This is a genomic window from Streptomyces sp. NPDC032091 (genome assembly GCF_055580265.1).
In genome coordinates this window covers 25,057-41,168 of sequence record NZ_JBVILR010000032.1, presented here as the reverse complement: position 1 = coordinate 41,168, position 16,112 = coordinate 25,057, and the positions used below count along the sequence as shown (strand labels likewise).

Annotated in this window: 15 protein-coding genes; 5 read left to right on the top strand and 10 right to left on the bottom strand. The window is 72.2% G+C overall.

Translation table 11 applies throughout. The features are described 5' to 3' along the window. Positions 1-70 precede the first annotated feature (70 nt). Positions 71-2,131 carry a penicillin acylase family protein gene (locus tag ACZ5NJ_RS34540; RefSeq protein ID WP_468770297.1) on the top strand — a complete coding sequence of 687 codons (2,061 nt, stop codon included), beginning with the start codon at positions 71-73 and terminating at the stop codon, positions 2,129-2,131. After that, positions 2,128-2,712 (top strand): GNAT family N-acetyltransferase, encoded by a 585-nt coding sequence (locus ACZ5NJ_RS34535; protein WP_468770296.1) that lies wholly within the window; start codon positions 2,128-2,130, stop codon positions 2,710-2,712. Before ACZ5NJ_RS34540 ends, ACZ5NJ_RS34535 begins: the two co-directional genes overlap by 4 nt. On the opposite strand, the gene ACZ5NJ_RS34530 is transcribed toward ACZ5NJ_RS34535, so the two are convergent. After that, complete coding sequence (locus ACZ5NJ_RS34530; protein ID WP_468770295.1) at positions 2,690-3,493, bottom strand: alpha/beta fold hydrolase; 804 nt, start codon at positions 3,491-3,493, stop codon at positions 2,690-2,692. The genes ACZ5NJ_RS34535 and ACZ5NJ_RS34530 overlap by 23 nt on opposite strands. 158 nt (positions 3,494-3,651) lie before the next feature. Here ACZ5NJ_RS34530 and ACZ5NJ_RS34525 point away from each other — a divergent pair, with 158 nt between their 5' ends. From ACZ5NJ_RS34525 to ACZ5NJ_RS34515, 3 genes are read left to right on the top strand one after another with little or no spacing between them, the layout of a single operon-like run. Further along, positions 3,652-4,476, top strand: a complete 825-nt coding sequence (locus ACZ5NJ_RS34525; protein WP_468770294.1) for a helix-turn-helix domain-containing protein — start codon at positions 3,652-3,654, stop codon at positions 4,474-4,476. Then, positions 4,473-4,715, top strand: coding sequence for a DUF397 domain-containing protein (locus ACZ5NJ_RS34520; protein ID WP_468770292.1), 243 nt, complete (start codon positions 4,473-4,475; stop codon positions 4,713-4,715). Before ACZ5NJ_RS34525 ends, ACZ5NJ_RS34520 begins: the two co-directional genes overlap by 4 nt. Positions 4,716-4,775: 60 nt before the next feature. Continuing rightward, positions 4,776-6,293: a protein kinase domain-containing protein gene (locus ACZ5NJ_RS34515; protein ID WP_468770291.1), complete on the top strand. Its 1,518-nt coding sequence runs from the start codon at positions 4,776-4,778 to the stop codon at positions 6,291-6,293. Positions 6,294-6,306: 13 nt separating this feature from the next. Here ACZ5NJ_RS34515 and ACZ5NJ_RS34510 read toward each other — a convergent pair whose 3' ends face one another. From ACZ5NJ_RS34510 to ligA, 9 genes are all read right to left on the bottom strand, one after another. Further along, positions 6,307-6,831: a hypothetical protein gene (locus tag ACZ5NJ_RS34510; RefSeq protein WP_468770289.1), complete on the bottom strand. Its 525-nt coding sequence runs from the start codon at positions 6,829-6,831 to the stop codon at positions 6,307-6,309. A 16-nt stretch (positions 6,832-6,847) separates the two neighbouring features. Next, a complete protein-coding gene (locus ACZ5NJ_RS34505; protein ID WP_468770287.1) occupies positions 6,848-7,222 on the bottom strand; it encodes a type II toxin-antitoxin system VapC family toxin in 375 nt (124 codons plus the stop codon). Beyond that, a complete protein-coding gene (locus ACZ5NJ_RS34500) occupies positions 7,219-7,467 on the bottom strand; it encodes a type II toxin-antitoxin system Phd/YefM family antitoxin (RefSeq protein WP_468770286.1) in 249 nt (82 codons plus the stop codon). The genes ACZ5NJ_RS34505 and ACZ5NJ_RS34500 overlap by 4 nt, the downstream gene beginning before the upstream one ends. 143 nt (positions 7,468-7,610) lie before the next feature. After that, entirely contained in the window at positions 7,611-9,125 is a 1,515-nt protein-coding gene (gatB, locus tag ACZ5NJ_RS34495) for an Asp-tRNA(Asn)/Glu-tRNA(Gln) amidotransferase subunit GatB (protein ID WP_468770284.1), read from the bottom strand. Positions 9,126-9,141: 16 nt separating this feature from the next. Next, positions 9,142-9,321: a hypothetical protein gene (locus tag ACZ5NJ_RS34490; RefSeq protein ID WP_468770353.1), complete on the bottom strand. Its 180-nt coding sequence runs from the start codon at positions 9,319-9,321 to the stop codon at positions 9,142-9,144. A gap of 62 nt (positions 9,322-9,383) precedes the next feature. Continuing rightward, on the bottom strand, positions 9,384-10,883 hold the full coding sequence (gene gatA, locus ACZ5NJ_RS34485; protein WP_468770283.1) for an Asp-tRNA(Asn)/Glu-tRNA(Gln) amidotransferase subunit GatA: 1,500 nt from the start codon (positions 10,881-10,883) through the stop codon (positions 9,384-9,386). 5 nt (positions 10,884-10,888) lie between these two features. Continuing rightward, entirely contained in the window at positions 10,889-11,185 is a 297-nt protein-coding gene (gatC, locus tag ACZ5NJ_RS34480; RefSeq protein WP_007266718.1) for an Asp-tRNA(Asn)/Glu-tRNA(Gln) amidotransferase subunit GatC, read from the bottom strand. 160 nt (positions 11,186-11,345) lie between these two features. Further along, positions 11,346-13,526, bottom strand: a complete 2,181-nt coding sequence (locus ACZ5NJ_RS34475; RefSeq protein WP_468770282.1) for a putative bifunctional diguanylate cyclase/phosphodiesterase — start codon at positions 13,524-13,526, stop codon at positions 11,346-11,348. Positions 13,527-13,882: 356 nt separating this feature from the next. Next, the gene (gene ligA, locus ACZ5NJ_RS34470) at positions 13,883-16,084 is read right to left on the bottom strand and encodes an NAD-dependent DNA ligase LigA (RefSeq protein ID WP_468770281.1); all 2,202 of its coding nucleotides are present in this window, start codon (positions 16,082-16,084) and stop codon (positions 13,883-13,885) included. Positions 16,085-16,112 lie beyond the last annotated feature (28 nt).

The following is a 16,112-nucleotide window of genomic DNA, read 5'->3' as shown; positions in this document are numbered from 1 at the left end:
CTGGCGGCCACCCCTCCCCCGGACACCCTTATAGTTAGGCCAGCCTAACCTAAGACACCGGGGGAAGAGCGTGAGCGCTGCTGTGACCACCGAGGCCTACGAGGTCTACCGCGACAGCTGGGGCATCCCGCACCTGCGCGCGTCCGACCCGCTCCGCCTCTCCTACGCCCAGGGCCGGGTCACCGCCCGGGACCGGGCCTGGCAGCTGGATGTGGAGCGGCACCGCGCCCAGGGCTCCAGCGCCTCCTTCCTGGGGGCCGACTGCGTGCCCTGGGACCGCTTCGCCCGCCAGGCCCGCCTCGACGACACGGCCCGCCGCTGCTTCGAGGCCCTGGACGCGGACACCTCGGCCTGGGTCACCGCCTACGTCGACGGGGTCAACGCGGGCCTGGCCGAGGGCGCGGCCCGCGACGACCGCTTCGCCGACGCCGGCCACGCCCCGGCTCCCTGGGAGCCGTGGGTCCCGCTCTCGATCTGGATCGCCACCCACATCCTGTTCGCGGGCTTCGCCACCAAGCTCTGGCGCGACCGCGTCGCCCACGCCCTCGGCGACGGCGCCACCACCCTCTTCGCCACCGACGGCCCCGGCACCGCCGGCAGCAACGGCTGGCTCGTCCCGGGCGAGCGCACCGCCACCGGCGCCGCGATCATCGCGGGCGACCCGCACCGCTTCATCGAGGACCCGGGCGTCTACCAGCAGATCCGCCTGGCCTGCCCCGAGTACGACGTCCTCGGCCTGGCCGTCCCCGGCGTCCCGGGCCTGGCCCACTTCGGCCACGCCGGCTCGGTCGCCTGGGCCATCACCAACGCCATGGCCGACTACCAGGACCTCTACACCGAGCGGCTGCGCCCGGCGGCCCACGGGGTCGAGGCGCTGGGCCCCGACGGCGTATGGGAGCCGGTCGCCCGCCACACCGAGACCCTCACGGTGGCCGGCGCCGAGGACGTCGAGGTCGAGGTCCTGGAGACCGCCCGCGGGCCGGTCATCGTCCACGACGACACCGCGTCCCTCTCCCTGCGCTACCCGCCCCGCGTCCGCGCCGACCTGGGCTTCGCCGCCCTGCCCGCCCTGCTGCGCGCCCGCACCGTCGCCGATGTCGACCGCGCCCTCGACGGCTGGGCCGAGCCCGTCAACGTCGTGCACGCCGCCGACTCCGAGGGCGGCCTGCTGCACCGCGTCGCGGGCGCCGTCCCCCTGCGCGAGGCCGCCAACCGGCTGCGCCCGGTCCCCGCCTGGGACGCCCGCCACGCCTGGCGGGGCTGGGCCGAGACCCCCGCCGAGCCGGTCCAGGGCTTCGCCGTCATGGCGAACGCGCGCGGCATCGCGTCCCCGCTCGGCGTGGAGTTCGCGCCCCCGCACCGCGCCGACCGGATCCGCGCCCTGCTCAGCGGCGCCGCCGACTGGACCCCGAAGGCGATGGCGGACGTCCACCGCGACACCCGCCTGGCCTCCGCCGCACCGCTCCTGGCCCTGCTGCCCGGCCTCGGCGCCCTCTCCCCCGCCGCCGCCCGGCTCCGCGACCGGCTGCTGGCCTGGGACCGGCACATGGAGGCCGACAGCACCGACGCCGCCGTCTTCGCGGCCTTCCGCACGGCCGTCGTACGCCGCCTCGCGGCCGACCCCGTCTTCGCGGACCTGGCCGGCGCCCCCGCCGGCCCGGAGGTGTTCCACCCCTGGCTGTACCTGGTCCCCCGGGTCGGCTACGCCCTGGAGGGCCTCCTCACCACACCCCTGCTGCCCGGCCTGGACCGCGCCGCCCACGTCCGCGCCGCCCTGGAGGAGACGGCGGCGGCCGACGACCCCGGCGCGCCCTGGTCGCAGGCGCACCGCCTGACCCCCTGGCAGGCCGTCCCCGACCCGGACGCCGCATGGCCGGGCCTGGGCGGCGACCACGACTGCGTGAACGCCACATCCTCCGTCCCCGGCGTCACCGACGCCGTCGCCCGCGCCTCGGCCGCCCGCTACGTCTGGGACCTGGCCGACCGGGAAAGCAGCCTCTGGGCGGTCCCGCTCGGCGCGGACGGCGTCACCGGCTCCCCCCACCACCGCGACCAGCTCCCGCTCTGGGCGCGCTGCGAACTCGCCCCCGTCGTCACCGACTGGACCCGCCTCACCAAGGAACGCCCATGACCCGCACCGCCATCCACACCCACCCCGTCGAGGGCTTCGGCACGGTCTCCTTCACCCCCGTCGACCCCGCCGCCGACGCCGCGCTGATCCACAGCTGGGTCAGCGAGGACCGGGCGCGCTTCTGGGGCATGGGCGGGGCCAGCCGCGAGCTGGTGCAGGAGATCTACGCGGACGTGGACCGCCGCACCACCCACCACGCGTTCATGGTCAGCCTCGACGGGGAGCAGGTCGCGCTGTTCCAGACGTACGACTGCGCCGAGGACCGGGTCAGCGAGTGCTACGACGTGCGGCCCGGCGACGTGGGCGTGCACCTGCTGATCGGCCCCACCCGGGGCGCGGCCCGGCACGGCTTCACAGGAGCCCTGATAGAAGCCTTCCTCGCCTACTTGTTCACGGACGGCGGCGCCCAGCGCATCGTCGGCGAACCCGACGCCCGCAACGCGAAGGCCATCGCCCTGCTGGAACGTTCCGGCTTCGAGCTCGGCCCGGAGGTGGAACTCCCCGAGGTCGACCTCCCCGAGGTCTACCTCCCGGCCAAGCCGGCCCGCCTGGCCTTCCTCAACCGGCCCGCAGCCCGCTGAGGAACTCCGTGATCAGCGCGGCCCATTCGGCCGGGCGCTCGGCGAAGGGGAGGTGCCCGGTGGGCAGCTCCGCGTACCGGGCGCCCGGCACGGCCTCGGCCAGCTCCCGCTGAAGTTCGAGGGGCACGAGCCGGTCCTCGGTGGTCGCGATCACCAGGGCCGGCACGGAGACCCCGGCGGCCTCATCCCGCAGGTCGGCTCCCTTGATCAGGTCGACCTGGCCCACCGTCCCCGCCGACACGGACGCGGCGGTCGCCCGCACCACCTCCTCGGCCTCTTCGGGGCTCAGCCCCTCCAGCACCGCCGGGTTGAGCGCCAGCGGCACCATCAGCCGCGCCAGCAGCTCGTTCTCCCCGCGCGCGGCCAGCTCCGACCACAGGTCGCCGACCAGCTTCAGCCGGTTCCCGGCGCGCACGAAGGTGGCGGTGAGTACCAGCGCGGTGACCCGCTCGGGGTACCGGGCGGCGATCCGCAGCGCGACGTTCCCGCCGAGGGAGTACCCGAGCACCGCGAAGGTCTCCAGCCCCTCGGCGTCGGCGGCGGCCACCAGCTGATCGGCCAGCTCGTCCAGCCGCAGCGGCCCCTCGGCCGCCGGGGTGCCCCCGGCTCCGGGGTAGTCGACGCCGACGACGCTGTGCCCGGCGGCCAGTTCGTCGAGGATCACCCCGAAGTTGCTCTCGACGGCGCCGCCTCCGCCGTGGGCCAGCAGCAGACCGGGCCCGCCGCTCTCCTTGCGGACGGTGCGGGCGTAGGTGGCGGTGGTCGTCGTATGGACGGGCATGGCAGGACCTCGTTCATTTCCCTAGCGGTCGTTACAGATTGAACGGTACACGGATTCACTAGCGATCGCTACAGAACTAGCCCGTACACCGATTTTGTACGGGTGGCGTACGTGCGGTTCGCGCGTCAGCGGAGCGACAAGAGGGGAAAGTGTCGGGCATGCCCCAACGCAACAGGCCCCAGCGCAACGCCTCTTGGAAAGTCGTCGGCGTCCTGCTGGCCCATCAGCGCAAACTCGTCGGCCTCACCCAGGCCAAGCTGGCCGAACTGGCCCACTGCGACGTGGAGTCCATCGCCTCGGTGGAACAGGGCCGCCGGCCGCTGTCCGTGAAGATGGCCCAGGTCCTTGAGCCCCATCTCGACGCGAAGGGGGCTGTATTCAACGCGGCGGCCGCGATCCCCCGTAGGGAGCGGTACCCGGCGTTCGCCCGGGAGTACATGGAGCACGAGGAAGAGGCGCTGAGCCTGCTCTGGTACGAGAACGCGGCCATCCCTGGCCTGCTCCAGACTCCGCAGTACGCGGAGGCGGTGTTCTCGAACTTCTATCCGCCCATGCCCGTCGACCAGATCACTCAGTCGACCGAGGACCGCATGGCCCGCCAAAGCCTCTTCCACCGGAAACCGCAGCCGCCGGTCATGCATTTCATCATCGAGCAGTCCCTGGTGGAGCGACCGATCGGTGGTCGGGAGATCTTGCGCGGGCAGCTGCGCCACCTGCGGGAGATGACCGAACTCCCCTACGTGGGACTCCAGATCATGCGCACCGATCGCGAGACCCACGCAGGTCTCAACGGCCCCATGATCCTCCTCGAAACTCCCGACCACGACCAGCTCGGCTACCTGGAAGGGCAGCACGTCAGCTTCCTCCAAGACGACCCGGACGAGGTCCATCTCCTCCATCTCAAGTATGGGATGCTGCGTTCACAGGCCCTCTCGTTCGAGGACAGCAAGAGCCTGCTGGACGACCTGCTAGGAGAGTCATGACGCACCAACTGGCCTGGTTCAAGTCGAGCTACAGCGGGGACGCGGGCGGTGCATGCGTCGAAGTCGCCTACCACTGGCGGAAGTCGAGCTACAGCGGCGACGCCGACGCCGCCTGCGTCGAGGTGGCCGCCCACCCCGCCGCCGTGCACGTCCGCGACTCCAAAGTGACCGACGGCCCCACCCTCACCGTCGCCCCGGCCGCCTGGTCCGCGTTCCTCGGGACCGCCGTTTCCCATTGACCCCACCCGCCCCGGCCAGCCAAGCTGATCTCCATTCAACTGACTGGTTCGGGGGGCGGATTGACCAGCCAGAAGCTGTACATCGGACCCGACTCGGCGCCCGACCGGTACCGGTTGCTGCGGTCCATCGGGCGCGGTGGCGAGGCCGTGATCCATCTCGCGGAGATCGAGCTGGCGGGCGGGGCCGAGCCCGTCGTGGTCAAGGTGCTCGACTCCAGGACGACGATCACGTCCGAGGAGTTCGCCCGGGTCAGCAAGAAGTGGAACGAGCAGGCCGAGCTGCTGCGCTTCGTCCACCGGCCCGGCGTCGTCGGCGTACGGGAGCACTTCGAGGGCCCGCCGATCCACCCGGCGGGTGAGGCGTCCGGGCTGTCCGGGCGGTCCCTGGTGCTGGTCATGAACCACGTGGACGGGCTCGACCTGCGCGACTGGCGCGCCGAGCGGGACCTCGCCACGCCCGCCGGACGGCGCGAGGTGATGCGAACGCTGGAGCAGCTCGCCGACGTGCTGGACTGGCTGCACTCGGGGAAGGCCACCCCGTCCGGGCGTCAGGTAGTCCACGGCGACCTCTCCCCCGGCAATGTGATGGTCGACGCCGACGGGCAGGCCACGCTGGTCGACTTCGGCCTCAGCAAGCTGACCGCCGAACACCGGACCGCCGAGGTCTGGTTCACCCCGGGCTACGCGGCCCCCGAGGTCTTCGACGGCCGCCGCACACCGGCCACGGACCGGTACGCCTTCGGCGCCCTCGCGTACTTCCTGCTCAGCGGGGAGCCGCCGCCCCGCACCCCGGGGCTGCTGGCCGGGGCGATGGCGGAGCTGCCGCAGGTCGCGGCGCTGGACCCCGAGCGGCGGGCCCGGATCGCGGCGCTCTGCGCGAGCGACCCGGAGGAGCGGCCGCTGAGCCTGACCGGGTGGGTGCAGGACGTCCGCCAGGCCGTGGTCTCCGTCCCGCCGGGCGACGTCCAGGACGCGCGGCCGGCCTCGCCGGCGGCTGGCCGTCGGCGCCCGGTGTCCTGGGCGGCGGGCGCGGTGCTCCTGGCGGCCCTGGCGCTCACCGGTGTGAAGCTGTTCGGGGGCGGGGACGACGGCAGCCCGGACCGCGCGGGAGACACGCAGCCGACGGCCCCGTCCGCGTCCCGGTCGGCCTCTCCGCCCCCTGCCGCGGCCGACCCCGGCGGGGTCTCGCTGACCACCCTGACGCCGGTCGCCAAGAGCGAGTACGCCTGGTTCGAGGCGGGCGACGGCACGCTCGGTTCGCAGCGCTACGACACCGCCCTGGTGGCCGCCGGGCCGTACAAGATCTGCGACGGGGCGGCCTCGTACGACCTGGGCGGCGGCTGGAAGACCCTGACGATGGTCGCGGGCGTCGACGACGCCTCGACGCACGCGAACGCACGCGTCAGCGTGGAGGTGGACGGGAAGTCCGTGTGGAGCGGGACCCTGCGGGTCGGGTCCCCGAAACCCCTGTCGCTCGACGTGGCGGGCGGCAAGCGCCTCGACCTCTCCTACGTCGACCCGGGGAACACCTGCGGAATGGGCCGGCTCGTCCTGGGCACGCCCACGCTGAGGAAGTAGCGGGGCGGCGGCTTCAGTCGGCCGCCGACACCCCGAGGTCCACCCGCATGGCCGCGCGCATCTTCCGGAGCAGGGCCCAGATCTCCTGCTGGGCCCGGGAGACCGTCTCCATCGTCTCGCCCGCCTCGGGGGCGTCCCGCTCCAGGCGCTTGACCTGTCCGTAGACCAGGGTCAGGGCGTGGTTGACGGCGGTCGCGGAAGCGAGCACGGCGTCCGGGGCAATCATCTGCGCCTCGGAGTACGTGTCCCGGTGCGCGGCCTTCGCCGCGTCGAGCGCCTCCCGGTCCGCGTCCTGCACCCCCTGCTCCCGCATCACGTGCAGGTGGCGGTTGAGGGCGGTGGTGTACTGGCGCGAGTCCCGGTTGAGGGCCGCGTAGCAGGTGCGCCGCAGGGCCAGGTTCTCCCGTACCTCCTCGTGCGCCCGTACGAGCTCTATCTCCCGCCGCTTCGCCCGCTCCGCGCCCCGCTGCGTGAGCAGCGACGCCCCCAGCGTCCCCGCCACACCCACGACGGCGACGACCATCGCCCCGATCTCCACCCCTGCCCCCCCGCCGTCAGACCGACAGGACCGGTACGTCGTACTGCTCGATCCACTTGTCGCGGGTCACGAGGGTCAGGCCTTCGATCTGGGCCTGTGCGACGAGCAGCCGATCGAAGGGGTCCCGGTGGTGCTGCGGCAGTCTGCCCGCCCGCACGCCGTGCCCGGCGGTGATCGGAAGCGAGGTGAACTGGCTGTCCCTGACACGTTCCGCCAGGCCTTCAGGACCGGTCAGTTTCCCGAGCGACTGCTTGATGGCGATCTCCCACGGGGTCACCGCACTGACGTACACCGCCGGCTCGGTGTCGAGCAGATCCTTGACCTCCCCGGACAGCTCGACCGAGTCCGTCAGCCACCACAGGACGACGTGGGTGTCGAGGAGGAGCCTCATCCACGCATCCCGAAGGCGTCGGCGATGTCGTCGGGCAGCTCGTCGAAGTCGTTCGCGAAGTGGACCGCGTCGGCCGCGAGGGACCCACGGCCGGTGCGCCTCACCTTGGGGCGCAGGGGCACCACCTTGGCGACCGGCTCGCCCGCCTTGCTGATCACTACCTCTTCGCCCGTCGCCACCTGTTCCAGGATCCGGGAGAAGTGCGTCTTGGCCTCATGGACGTTGTACTGCCGGGCTGCTTCCACGGCTGCCTCCCTTGCTCGGTGACGGGTGGACTAAGGCATGGACTAACGGTAGCGCAACCCGGCGCGGTCCGGCAGCGGAAAAGGCGGAGTGGCCCGCACCGGAATCCGGTGCGGGCCACTCCCCTGCGGTGCGAGACGTCGGCTCAGCCCTCGGAGACGCCGAGCTTCTCCAGGATGAGCTCCTTGACCCGGGCCGCGTCGGCCTGGCCTCGGGTGGTCTTCATGACCGCTCCGACCAGGGCGCCGACGGCGGCGACCTTGCCGCCGCGGATCTTGTCGGCGATGGCCGCGTTGCCCGCGATGGCCTCGTCCACGGCCGCGCCCAGCGCGCCCTCGTCCGAGACGACCTTCAGGCCGCGCTTCTCGACGACCTCGTCCGGGGTGCCCTCGCCGGCGAGGACGCCCTCGATGACCTGGCGGGCCAGCTTGTCGTTCAGGTCACCGGCCGCGACCAGGGCCGCGATCCGGGCCACCTGGGCCGGGGTGATCGGCAGCTCGTCGACCGAGACGCCCTGCTCGTTGGCGTTGCGGGCCAGCTCGCCCATCCACCACTTGCGGGCGGCCGCCGAGTCGGCGCCCTCCTCGATCGTGGCGACGATGGAGTCCACCGCGCCCGCGTTGAGGATGGACTGCATGTCGTGCTCGCTGACGCCCCACTCCTCGCGGAGGCGGTTGCGGCGAAGCCGCGGCATCTCCGGGAGGCCTCCGCGCAGCTCCTCGACCCAGGCGCGGGCCGGGGCGACGGGGACCAGGTCGGGCTCCGGGAAGTACCGGTAGTCCTCGGCGTTGTCCTTGATGCGGCCGGCCGTGGTGGAGCCGTCCTCCTCGTGGAAGTGCCGGGTCTCCTGCACGATCGAACCGCCGGACGAGAGCACCGCCGCGTGGCGCTGGATCTCGAAGCGGGCCGCGCGCTCGACGGAGCGCAGCGAGTTGACGTTCTTCGTCTCCGAGCGGGTGCCGAATTCCTTCGTCCCGTTCGGGCGCAGCGACAGGTTCACGTCGCAGCGCATCTGACCCTTGTCCATGCGGGCCTCGGAGACGCCGAGCGCCTTGATGACCTCGCGCAGCTCGGCCACGTACGCCTTGGCGACCTCGGGGGCCCGCTCGCCGGCGCCCTCGATCGGCTTGGTGACGATCTCGATGAGGGGGATGCCGGCGCGGTTGTAGTCCAGCAGGGAGTGGGACGCGCCGTGGATGCGGCCGGTGGCACCGCCGACGTGCAGCGACTTGCCGGTGTCCTCCTCCATGTGGGCGCGCTCGATCTCCACGCGGAAGATCTCGCCGTCCTCCAGCTGGACGTCCAGGTAGCCGTTGAAGGCGATCGGCTCGTCGTACTGGGAGGTCTGGAAGTTCTTCGGCATGTCCGGATAGAAGTAGTTCTTCCGGGCGAAGCGGCACCACTCGGCGATCTCGCAGTTCAGCGCGAGGCCGATCTTGACGGCGGACTCGACGCCGATCGCGTTGACGACCGGGAGCGAGCCGGGGAGACCGAGGCAGGTGGGGCAGGTCTGCGAGTTGGGCTCGGCGCCCAGCTCGGTGGAGCAGCCGCAGAACATCTTGGTCTTGGTGCCGAGCTCGACATGGACCTCAAGGCCCATGACGGGGTCGTACGAGGCGAGAGCGTCCTCGTACGACAGCAGTTCGGTGAAGGTGGTCACGGTGAAACTTTCCCTCTCAGCCCAGCAGGACGTCGTCGTCGCCCAGGCGCTTCAGCTCGCGGTACAGGATCGCGAGGCCGGTGACGATGGCGGCGGCGGACACGACGGCGTCGACGAGCTGGAGCGTGTCGTGCTCGGTGCGGGCCTTGCGCACCTGCTTGAACACACTGATGGCACCGAAGGCGGTGGTGCCCATCGACAGGTAGGTCCCGGTCTTCGACTTCTTGAAGCCCTTGGCCTTGGACAGCGCACTCGAACTCACAGCGACGGAGCCTCCTCAAGCAGCGGGTGGCCCCAGCGCTCGACGAAGGCGGCCTCGACGGCCGCGCCGACCTTGTAGAGACGGTCGTCCTTCATCGCCGGGGCGATGATCTGCAGACCGACCGGCAGGCCGTCCTCCGGCGCGAGGCCGCAGGGCAGCGACATGGCGGAGTTGCCGGCCAGGTTGGTCGGGATGGTGCAAATGTCCGCGAGGTACATCGCCAGCGGGTCGTCGGTGCGCTCACCGATGGCGAAGGCGGTGGTCGGGGTCGTCGGGGAGACGATCACGTCGACCTGCTCGAAGGCCTTCTCGAAGTCCTTCGTGATGAGCGTGCGGACCTTCTGGGCGGAGCCGTAGTACGCGTCGTAGTAGCCGGAGCTGAGCGCGTACGTGCCGAGGATGATGCGGCGCTTGACCTCGTCGCCGAAGCCGGCTTCGCGGGTCAGGGCGGTGACGTCCTCGGCGGACTTCGTGCCGTCGTCGCCGACGCGCAGGCCGTAGCGCATGGCGTCGAAGCGGGCCAGGTTGGAGGAGGCCTCCGACGGCGCGATCAGGTAGTACGCGGCCATGGCCAGGTCGAAGGACGGGCAGTCCACCTCGACGACCTCGGCGCCGAGCTCCCTGAGGAGCTCCACCGACTCGTCGAAGCGCTGGGTGACGCCGGCCTGGAAGCCCTCGCCGCGGAACTGCTTGACGACACCGACGCGCATGCCGGCGACGGAGCCGTTGCGGGCCGCCTCGACGACCGGCGGGACCGGGGCGTCGATGGAGGTGGAGTCGAGCGGGTCGTGGCCGGCGATGACCTCGTGCAGGAGCGCCGCGTCCAGGACCGTACGGGCGCAGGGGCCGCCCTGGTCGAGGGAGGAGGAGAAGGCCACCATGCCGTAGCGGGAGACGCCGCCGTAGGTGGGCTTCACGCCGACGGTGCCGGTGACGGCGGCGGGCTGGCGGATGGAGCCGCCGGTGTCCGTGCCGATGGCGAGCGGGGCCTGGAAGGCGGCCAGGGCGGCCGCGGAGCCGCCGCCGGAGCCGCCGGGGATCTTGGTGAGGTCCCAGGGGTTGCCGGTGGGGCCGTAGGCGCTGTTCTCGGTGGAGGACCCCATGGCGAACTCGTCCATGTTGGTCTTGCCGAGGATGACGACGTCGGCTTCCTTGAGCTTGCGCGTCAGGGTGGCGTCGTAGGGCGGGATCCAGCCTTCGAGGATCTTCGAACCGACGGTGGTCGGAACGCCGACCGTGGTGAAGATGTCCTTGAGGGCGAGCGGGACGCCGGCCAGCGGGCCGAGCTTCTCGCCCGCGGCGCGCTTGGCGTCGACGGCGCGGGCCTGCGCGAGGGCGCCTTCGCGGTCGACGTGGAGGAAGGCGTTGACCTTCTCGTCGGTCGCGTCGATGCGGGCCAGGTGGGCCTCGGTGACCTCGACGGCCGTGAGCTCGCCGGAGGCGATCTTCTCGGCGGTCTCGGCGGCGGTCAGCTTGATGATGTGGGTGTCAGCCATGGTGATTAGTCCTCCCCCAGGATCTGCGGCACCTTGAAACGCTGCTGCTCCTGGGCGGGAGCGCCGGAAAGCGCCTGCTCGGGGGTGAGCGAGGGACGGACCTCGTCCGCGCGCATGACGTTCGTCAGCGGGAGCGGGTGGGAGGTCGGCGGGACGTCTTGGTCGGCGACCTCGGAAACGCGGGCGACCGCGCCGATGATGTCGTCGAGCTGTCCTGCGAAGTGGTCGAGCTCTTCGCTCTTCAGCTCCAGACGTGCCAGCCGAGCGAGGTGGGCGACCTCCTCGCGCGTGATGCCAGGCATGCGGCGATCCTCTGGGGGTGGTGAGTGTGTAGTTTCGGGCCCAATCCTATGGGGCCCGGCCCCGGAGCTGGTAAACGGTTTGCCGGTGGCCTGCGGGGCGGGGGCGTGACGCCGCGCGGAGCCCCTTCGCGGGGCTCCGCCCGAGCCCCGCGGCGGGCCGCTACGGGGCCGGGGTGTCGGCGGTGGCGGCCAGTTCCGCCGTGATGTCCGCCGGGCGGCGCCAGCCGCGTTCGCCCCGGGCCAGGAGCCAGGCCGTGGCCTCCTGGGGCGGCATGGCCGCGGCGACGAGCCAGCCCTGGACGGCGTCGCAGCCCAGGTCCCGCAGGCGTTCCCACGTCTCGTCGTCCTCGACGCCCTCCGCGACGACCAGGAGGCCCAGGGAGTGGGCCAGGTCGACCGTGCAGCGGACGATCTCCGCGTCCTGGGCGTCGACCGCCAGGCGGGCGACGAAGGAGCGGTCGATCTTCAGCTCGCTCACCGGGAGGCGGCGCAGGTGGACCAGGGAGGAGTAGCCCGTGCCGAAGTCGTCCAGGGACATCTTCACGCCGTGGCCCGTGAGGCCCGCCATGGTGTCGGCGGCGCGCTGCGGGTCCTCCAGCAGGACGTGTTCCGTTATCTCCAGCTGGAGGCCGCTCGCGGGCACCCCGTGGCGGGCCAGGCGGGCCGCGACGGCGCCGGCGAAGCCGGGGGTGTGGACGTCGCGCGGGGAGACGTTGACGGCGACCGGGACCTTGAGGCCCTGGGCGCGCCAGCGGGCGACCTGGGCCAGGGCGGTCTCCAGGACGTACTCGGTCAGGTGCGGCATCAGGCCGGAGGTCTCGGCGATGGCGATGAACTCGTCGGGAGGGACCCGGCCGCGTTCCGGGTGGACCCAGCGGACCAGGGCCTCCAGGCCGGCCACCTGGCCGTCGAAGCGGACCTTGGGCTGGTAGTGGAGTTCCACTTCGCCCGCGTCGAGGGCCCGGCGGAGGTCGCCGAGGAGGCCGAGGCGGTCGGGGGTGTTGCTGTCGCGCTTGGACTCGTAGACCTCCACGCCCGTGCGGTCCCGCTTGGCCTGGTACATGGCCACGTCGGCCCGGCGCAGCAGGCCCTCCGCGTCGAGGGCGTGGTCCGGGAAGACGGCGAGGCCGGCGCTGGCCTCCAGGACGAGGGTGAGTCCGTCCAGGTCCAGCGGGGAGCTGAGCTCGGCGACCAGGTGGCGGGCGACGCGCTGGGCGCTGGTGGTGGAGTCGGTGGTGGGCAGGAGGACGGCGAACTCGTCTCCGCCGAGGCGTGCCGCCTCCGCCTCCTCCGGGAGGGCCTGCCGCAGGCGGGCGGCGATCTGGAGGAGGAGGCGGTCGCCGGCCAGATGGCCGAGGGTGTCGTTGACGGCGCGGAAGCGGTCCAGGTCGATCAGCACCAGAGCCGACCGGGTGCCCAAACGTTCAGCCTCGTCGAGGGCGGACCAGGTGCGCTCCAGCAGCCACTGCCGGTTGGGCAGCCCGGTCAGCGGGTCGCGCAGCTGTTCCTCGGCGCGGGCCCGGGCGATCCACAGGGTGGAGTCGAGCGCGATGAGCGGTACGGCGAACAGCGGCAGCAGCACCGGCTGGGTGCTGGCGACGACGCAGATCAGCGGGGCGATGCCGAGCAGGGCCGCCGCCACCAGGGCCTGGCGCAGGAGGGCCGTACGGGCCACCGTGGGCAGGCCGCCGCCGGGCGGGGTGAGGGCGAACCACAGCAGGACCCGGGTGACCAGGAGGTAGGAGACGGCCACCAGGGCCACCTCGGGCGCGGCCGCCAGGTCCCAGGTGGTGGGCAGCCACGGCGACTCCACGCTCGGCGCGTCGCCGAAGGCGGCCAGGACGAGGGCGCCCACGCCGATGCCGAGGATGTCGGCGGAGCCGTGCAGCAGCCCCTGCCGCCAGCGGTGCCGGCGTGCTGCCCCGACGAGGGAGACCACCGCCAGCGAGACCAGTCCGGCGGGGACCCAGCCGTAGAGGATGAGCACGCCGAGGGTCAGGGCGGCGCCCGAGCCCGTACCGCCCCACCAGCGGTCCCGGCCGAGGGCGACGAGGTGGCCGACGATGATGCCGGTGAGCAGGGCCAGGGCCCAGCCGACCGTGCCGCCGGGGAACAGGGCCTGACGGGCGGTCAGTGCGGAGACGACCCCGCCCACGAGCACCACGGCGGCGGAGCCGACGACGGCCGCGGGCAGCACGGTGCGCCGCTGCCGCCCCGCTCCGGTGTCCAGAGGGCGGGTCTGCGGTGTCCTGGCACCCAGGACACCCAGCCGGCCCGCCCGCAAGGACGGGAGTTCCCCGCCGAATTCAGGTGACGGGTCGGCGCTTTCGGTGGGTTTCATGCCCGTCCCTCTCACAGCCGGCGATGCCGATGTCGCGCGATGGCCCCGAGTCATGCCATCACGGCTGGAAGGCACATCAGGCAGCCGCGCACGACAGGCGCACCCCACAACAGTAGGACGGGAGAGGCTCCCAGGGGCAGCAGTCGGCGGTGGTTGCCCGAATGCGACCCAGCCATCCTCATCAGTACGGTATCCGCCGAACGGGTGAGTTTGGACCAGGACTCCCCCTGTCACCCCTCCGATGATCCGACAGGTCACCGGCCCGCGACCAGCCGGGTACCGGCCGTTTGCCACCGGGCGCCGCGCCGGGCGTGCGCCCGCCCGTACGGCCGCACGCCGCGCATCCGTTCGCGGTGTTACTCCCCTTCGGCGCCGCCGTCCAGGGGGAGCGCGGCCTCGCGGGCCGCGTCGGGCCCCTGTTCGAGCAGGACGGCGAACCCGGCGTCGTCGAGGATCGACAGCTTCAGCTGGACGGCCTTGTCGTACTTGGAGCCGGGGTTGTCGCCGACCACCACGAAGGAGGTCTTCTTGGACACGGAGCCGGTCACCTTGGCGCCCCGGCTCTGGAGGGCCTCCTTGGCGCCGTCGCGGGTGTGGCTCTGGAGGGTGCCGGTGACGACGACGGTCAGGCCCTCCAGCGGGCGCGGGCCCTCCTCCTCGCCGGAACCTTCCTCCTCCATGCGCACGCCGGCCGCCCGCCACTTGCGCAGGATCTCCTGGTGCCAGTCGACGGCGAACCATTCCTTCAGGGAGGCGGCGATGATCGCGCCGACCCCTTCGGTGGCGGTCAGCTCCTCCTCGGTGGCCTGTTCGATGCGGTCGATCGACCGGAACTCACGGGCGAGCGCCTCCGCGGCGACCGGGCCGACGTGCCGGATGGAGAGGCCGTTGATGATGCGGGCCAGCGGGCGCTGCTTGGCGGCGGCGATGTTCTCCAGCATGGCCAGGGCGTTCTTCTTCGGCTCGCCCTTCTGGTTGGCGAAGACCGTGACGATCTTCTCCTCGCCCGTCTTCGGGTCCCGCTTGGGCAGTCCGCTGTCGGGGTCGCGGACGTAGGCCTTGATGGGCAGCAGCTGCTCGATGGTGAGGTCGAAGAGGTCGCCCTCGTCCAGCAGCGGCGGCTGCGCCGGCTCCAGCGGGCCGGTCAGGGCGGCGGCGGCCACCATGCCGAAGTTCTCGATGTCCAGGGACTGCCGGCCGGCCAGGTAGAAGAGGCGCTCGCGCAGCTGGGCGGGGCAGGTCTGCCCGTTGGGGCAGCGGACGTCGATGTCGCCCTCCTTCATCGGCCGCAGGGCCGTCCCGCACTCGGGGCACTCCGCCGGCATCACGAACTCCCGTTCGGTGCCGTCGCGCAGGTCCACCACCGGTCCGAGGATCTCGGGGATGACGTCGCCCGCCTTGCGCAGGACGACGGTGTCCCCGATGAGCACGCCCTTGGCCTTGACGACCTCCTGGTTGTGCAGGGTCGCGAACTCCACCTCGGAGCCGGCCACCGTCACCGGCTCGACCTGCGCGTACGGGGTGACGCGCCCGGTGCGGCCGACGCCGACCTTGATGTCGATCAGCTTGGTGTTGACCTCTTCGGGGGCGTACTTCCAGGCGATGGCCCAGCGCGGGGCGCGGGCGGTGGAGCCGAGCCGGCCCTGGAGGGCGATCTCGTCGAGCTTGACGACGACGCCGTCGATCTCGTGCTCCACGGAGTGCCGGTTCTCGCCGAAGCGGGTGATGAAGGCGCGCACCTCGTCGAGGGTGGAGACCACCGCGTTGTGCCGGGCGGTGGGCAGGCCCCACTCGCGCAGCAGCTCGTACGCCTGGGACTGGCGTTCGATCTCGAAGCCCTCGCGGGCGCCGATGCCGTGCACCACCATGTGCAGCGGGCGGCTCGCGGTGACCTTGGGGTCCTTCTGGCGCAGCGAGCCGGCCGCGGCGTTGCGCGGGTTGGCGAAGGGCTTGCCCTCGGCCGCCACGAGGCGGGCGTTGAGCTCCTCGAACTTCTCCATCGGGAAGTACACCTCGCCGCGGATCTCCACGAGCGCCGGGATCCGGTCCCCCTTCAGGCGGTCCGGGATCTCGGCGATGGTGCGGACGTTGGGCGTGATGTCCTCGCCCGTGCGGCCGTCGCCGCGGGTGGCGGCGCGGGTGAGACGGCCGTTCTCGTAGGTGAGGTTGACGGCGAGGCCGTCCACCTTGAGCTCGCACAGGTAGTGGTAGTCCGGGGTGTTCACGTCCCGGGCCACCCGCTCGGCCCAGGCGGCCAGTTCCTCGTCGTCGAAGGCGTTGTCGAGGGAGAGCATCCGCTCCCGGTGCACGACCGAGGCGAAGTCCGTCTCGTACGCCCCGGCCACCTTCTGCGTCGGGGAGTCGGGGGTGCGCAGCTCGGGGTACTGCTCCTCCAGGGCCTCCAGCGAGCGCAGCAGCTGGTCGAACTCGGCGTCGCTGACGACCGGCTGGTCGTTCACGTAGTACCGGAAGCGGTGCTCCTCGACCTGCTCGGCGAGCAGCTGGTGCTGCTCGCGCGCCGCCGTCGGTACTGCCGTGTCCTGCTGTTCGGCTGCCATGCCGTGTCCTCCCGTGGCCCGTGCTCGA

Excerpts from the sequence above, each read along its gene's own strand:
- ACZ5NJ_RS34535 (WP_468770296.1), top strand. The coding sequence starts at position 2,128 with ATGACCCGCACCGCCATCCACACCCACCCCGTCGAGGGCTTCGGCACG.
- ACZ5NJ_RS34530 (WP_468770295.1), bottom strand. The coding sequence starts at position 3,493 with ATGCCCGTCCATACGACGACCACCGCCACCTACGCCCGCACCGTCCGC.
- ACZ5NJ_RS34525 (WP_468770294.1), top strand. The coding sequence starts at position 3,652 with ATGCCCCAACGCAACAGGCCCCAGCGCAACGCCTCTTGGAAAGTCGTC.
- ACZ5NJ_RS34520 (WP_468770292.1), top strand. The coding sequence starts at position 4,473 with ATGACGCACCAACTGGCCTGGTTCAAGTCGAGCTACAGCGGGGACGCG.
- ACZ5NJ_RS34505 (WP_468770287.1), bottom strand. The coding sequence starts at position 7,222 with ATGAGGCTCCTCCTCGACACCCACGTCGTCCTGTGGTGGCTGACGGAC.
- ACZ5NJ_RS34490 (WP_468770353.1), bottom strand. The coding sequence starts at position 9,321 with ATGGGCACCACCGCCTTCGGTGCCATCAGTGTGTTCAAGCAGGTGCGC.
- gatA (WP_468770283.1), bottom strand. The coding sequence starts at position 10,883 with ATGGCTGACACCCACATCATCAAGCTGACCGCCGCCGAGACCGCCGAG.
- gatC (WP_007266718.1), bottom strand. The coding sequence starts at position 11,185 with ATGCCTGGCATCACGCGCGAGGAGGTCGCCCACCTCGCTCGGCTGGCA.
- ACZ5NJ_RS34475 (WP_468770282.1), bottom strand. The coding sequence starts at position 13,526 with ATGAAACCCACCGAAAGCGCCGACCCGTCACCTGAATTCGGCGGGGAA.
- ligA (WP_468770281.1), bottom strand. The coding sequence starts at position 16,084 with ATGGCAGCCGAACAGCAGGACACGGCAGTACCGACGGCGGCGCGCGAG.